Below are 3,728 nucleotides of genomic sequence, written 5' to 3' on the forward strand. Positions count from 1 at the left end.
AATCCAGATGGAGAAAAGTTTGATAGCGAGATAATAAGTCTACTAACAAAAGGTGATGTAGCAGGGATATTTAATATAAACTGCGAAATGGTAGAAAATGCTGGAGAATGTGGCTTAAAATCTTATTATATAATGCTTGGAGCAATGTCTGGTAATGAAATAAAGGGAGAACTTCTTTCCTATGAGGGCACCTTTGGAGTTGGATATGCGGTAATGAAATTTAAGCTTAGTATTAGCGACAGAGATATATTATCAGAAATTACGGGAGAAAAAAGAAAAAAATTTAATGAAAGAGTAAAAAATGAAGATGTTTACGTAAGAGTTGCCAGAGAAAGTCTTACTCATTACCTAATAGAGGGCAATTATATGGATGTACCTAACTATGTAACAGAGGAAATGATGAATAATAAAAGAGGTGTTTTTGTATCTCTTAAAAAATTTGGAGCACTAAGGGGTTGCATAGGTACAATTTTTCCAGTAACTGAGAGTATTGCAAGTGAAATAATGCGAAATGCTATTGCAGCTGGAGAAGGTGACCCGAGGTTTGGTAATGTATCAGAGGGGGAGCTTGAGGATATTGTCTTTTCAGTAGATGTTTTGACAGGATCTATAGCATCTTCAAAAGAAGAACTAGATCCTAAAAAATATGGAGTGGTTGTACGCTCAGGAAGAAAAAGTGGACTTTTATTACCGGATCTCGAAGGTGTTAATACCATAGAGCAGCAGATAAGCATCGTGCTAAATAAAGCGTCAATTTCTCCAAATGAAGATTATACAATAGAAAAATTTGAGGTCATTAGGCATAAATAGGAGTTGTTAATATGGAAAAAGAAGCTTTATTTTATGTAATACAAGGAGATAAAATAAGTTGCAAACTTTGCCCTCATAACTGCCTTATTAAAGATGGCGCGTATGGAAAATGTAATGTGCGCATAAATAGAGGGGGCGTGCTTTATGCAGTAAATTATGGGGAGATAACTTCTATGGCACAAGATCCCATAGAAAAAAAGCCACTATATCATTTTAAACCAGGTAGCAAAATACTTTCGGTAGGAAGCTTTGGATGCAATTTTAGCTGTGACTTTTGTCAAAATCATTCTATATCCCAAGAAAGAGCAAGCAGTGAATATATATCTCCAGAAAAATTAGTGGAAGCATGCAAAGGCCTTGAAGATAATATGGGGGTAGCATTTACATACAATGAGCCTTCTATATGGTATGAATATGTATACAATGCATCGAGGTTATTAAAAGAAACAATGAAAGATATAAAGATAGTGCTAGTGACTAATGGGTATATAAAAGAAGAACCACTAAAAATGCTTCTTCCTTATGTAGATGCTATGAATATTGATTTAAAGGCGTTTAATAACAAGTATTATAAAGACATATGTGGTGGGAGTGTTTTGCCCGTACTTAATACTATTAAGATGGCATCAAAAGAGTGCCATGTAGAGGTAACTACGTTACTTGTAAGTGATGAAAATGATTCTAGCTACGAAATTTCTGAAATCGCAGGTTTTATAGGCTCATTAAATAAAAATATCCCACTTCACTTATCAAGATATTTTCCGAATTATAAGATGAAAAATCCTGCTACTAAGGTAGAGGTAATGCTTGAAGATATGGAGATAGCAAAAAAATATCTTAACTATGTATACATGGGTAATGTTGAGAGCAGTGATAACTCAACATACTGCCCAAAGTGCGGGTATAATCTTATAGAAAGAGACGGGTACCATACTCATGTTAATATCAGTGATGATATATGTCCAAAGTGTGGTTATGAAATAAATATTATACTTTAAATTAACTATAATAAAGGAATAGACCACCTATCTTTTAGGTGAGCTATTCCTTTATTATATTATTACATTATTATTTTACTCTTAGAACAAACACATGAGGCGTAAGCCTACCACTTTCAATTTTTATCTCTTGAAGTAATTCAAGCTGCTGATTATCCAATAGAACTTCCCTAAATAATTGTTTTTCTATTGTATAAATAAAGGCCATTCCTCCTGATTTTACAAGGCTAGGAATTTTATTTGCAAATTCACTATATAAGTCTGCATACTTGTTATGAGTTGTGGACTTATTGTCAAAAGGCATATTTGTTATCATCTCATCAAAAAGGTCCGCGGTAGAGTATTCTAATATGTCTTCATCTATTAATTCTATGTTCACATTAGCTGATTTAGAATTTGTCGTTGCAGCTGATATAGCTGTTCTAAATATATCGACTCCCGTTAAAGACTCAAACTGTTCTAATTTAGCTCTTTCAATAAGCATTGTTCCAGTGCCACAAAATGGGTCAATAACGTTAGCACTAGGGTTTATCCATTTTTCTATAGACTTCATTACAATAGCCGCAGTTACAGGATTTATGGATGTAGCTAATTCATTTTTTCTATAGTCAAATCTATTATCCACATAGGAACATAGTTTTATAAATACATTGCAGAAATCATTATTTTCAATTACTCGAATTTCAACTTCATAGTTGGAGGGGCTATTTCTTAAATTTCCACAAGAAAGTTCATCTAATTCTCTAGATAAGTTTTTTACAAATTCTGATCTTTCCCTGTTAGAATCCATGGTTTTAAATTCAACTCTGTACCCAAAGGGAGCATTAGAATCAGATTTATGACACTGATTCAAAAAATCTATAATATTTGCATTCATAATTTCATTTGCTATTATCTTATAATCAAATTCTAATCCTTCACAGGCGTCTAAAGGAAACAATAGTTCATAAAATGTCCTGCAGGTATAAATTTTATCTAAATCACTTTCGTTAATAAGGATGCCCTCATCTACAAGTCTACCGTCTATTGATTTTTCGTCAAGTTCACTTAATGTAACGTGGTACTGATAATTCATAACGGTGAGTATCATAGGTACAGGATTTTCGAATCCTGTAAATTCATGACGCACTGTGGGAGATAATTTATCTATGGCTCTTGTGAGCGCAAGTTTTTCCTCATTAATATGCTTATTAGTTTTTACAAGTGAGCTATCTTCATTACAAGTTTTTTCATTTGATAAGACATTTTCATACATTTTCTGTAGTTTTTCTGCATCAATTGCGCTACCACAGTTCCCTATTGCAAGTACATAGGAATATCTTACAAATAGTTTATCCTCTGAGTTATATGCATTATATAGTGCATCTAAATATGCAGGGTCACCGAGTTCTCCGATAACACCACATACATTTTTTCGTACCTTTGGGTCTGAATGTGCAAGAAGAGAGCTAAGTTTTTCCTTAGAATTACCAATAGTTCGTTTGAACATACCTTTAGGCTTCTCCTTTTTCAAAATATCCCTTATAACAGAAAGTATTGCCCTTGGGTTTTCCTCAGTTATTACTATTGACCATAACATTGGAATTGCATTATTATAATCTAGGGAAAGTTTATTTACTATTGCAGATCTCTGTTTATCATCCGATGTCTTTAAGCTTTCTAAGAGAGCTACGGTATTATTTATTTCTATCATTGTTTCACCTCTTATGTTTAAATTTATTAACTATAAGTATAACCTATATTTTAAGGTAATGGGAGGATATTAGTGTTTTATATGTTTTTATAGTTTATTGCATTGTTTAAGGGTATCATTTTAGTAACTAAATGTTTTAAAAGTGCGTACTTACATTAAAACAATATAGTTGTATAATAATATAGTAGTATATTTATAACAGATAAAGGATAAAAAATATATTAAGA

Annotated in this window: 3 protein-coding genes; 2 read left to right on the forward strand and 1 reads right to left on the reverse strand. The window is 32.4% G+C overall.

What is annotated here, in order from left to right; genetic code table 11:
• The coding region (gene amrA, locus JJE11_RS16425; protein ID WP_291637566.1) for an AmmeMemoRadiSam system protein A at window positions 1-810 on the forward strand (810 nt) is incomplete at its 5' end.
• An 11-nt stretch (window positions 811-821) separates the two neighbouring features.
• Complete coding sequence (gene amrS, locus JJE11_RS16430; protein ID WP_291637568.1) at window positions 822-1,808, forward strand: AmmeMemoRadiSam system radical SAM enzyme; 987 nt, start codon at window positions 822-824, stop codon at window positions 1,806-1,808.
• Between the two features lie 70 nt (window positions 1,809-1,878).
• Here the strand turns inward: amrS and JJE11_RS16435 are convergent, their stop codons facing one another.
• Entirely contained in the window at window positions 1,879-3,501 is a 1,623-nt protein-coding gene (locus JJE11_RS16435; RefSeq protein WP_291637569.1) for a methyltransferase domain-containing protein, read from the reverse strand.
• Between the last annotated feature and the right edge of the window lie 227 nt (window positions 3,502-3,728).

The sequence above is a fragment of the Clostridium sp. genome, assembly GCF_016650095.1.
GTDB lineage: Bacteria > Bacillota > Clostridia > Clostridiales > Clostridiaceae > Clostridium_AD.

Coding starts and splice junctions, on each gene's coding strand:
- JJE11_RS16435 (WP_291637569.1), bottom strand. CDS start 3,501: ATGATAGAAATAAATAATACCGTAGCTCTCTTAGAAAGCTTAAAGACA.
- amrS (WP_291637568.1), top strand. CDS start 822: ATGGAAAAAGAAGCTTTATTTTATGTAATACAAGGAGATAAAATAAGT.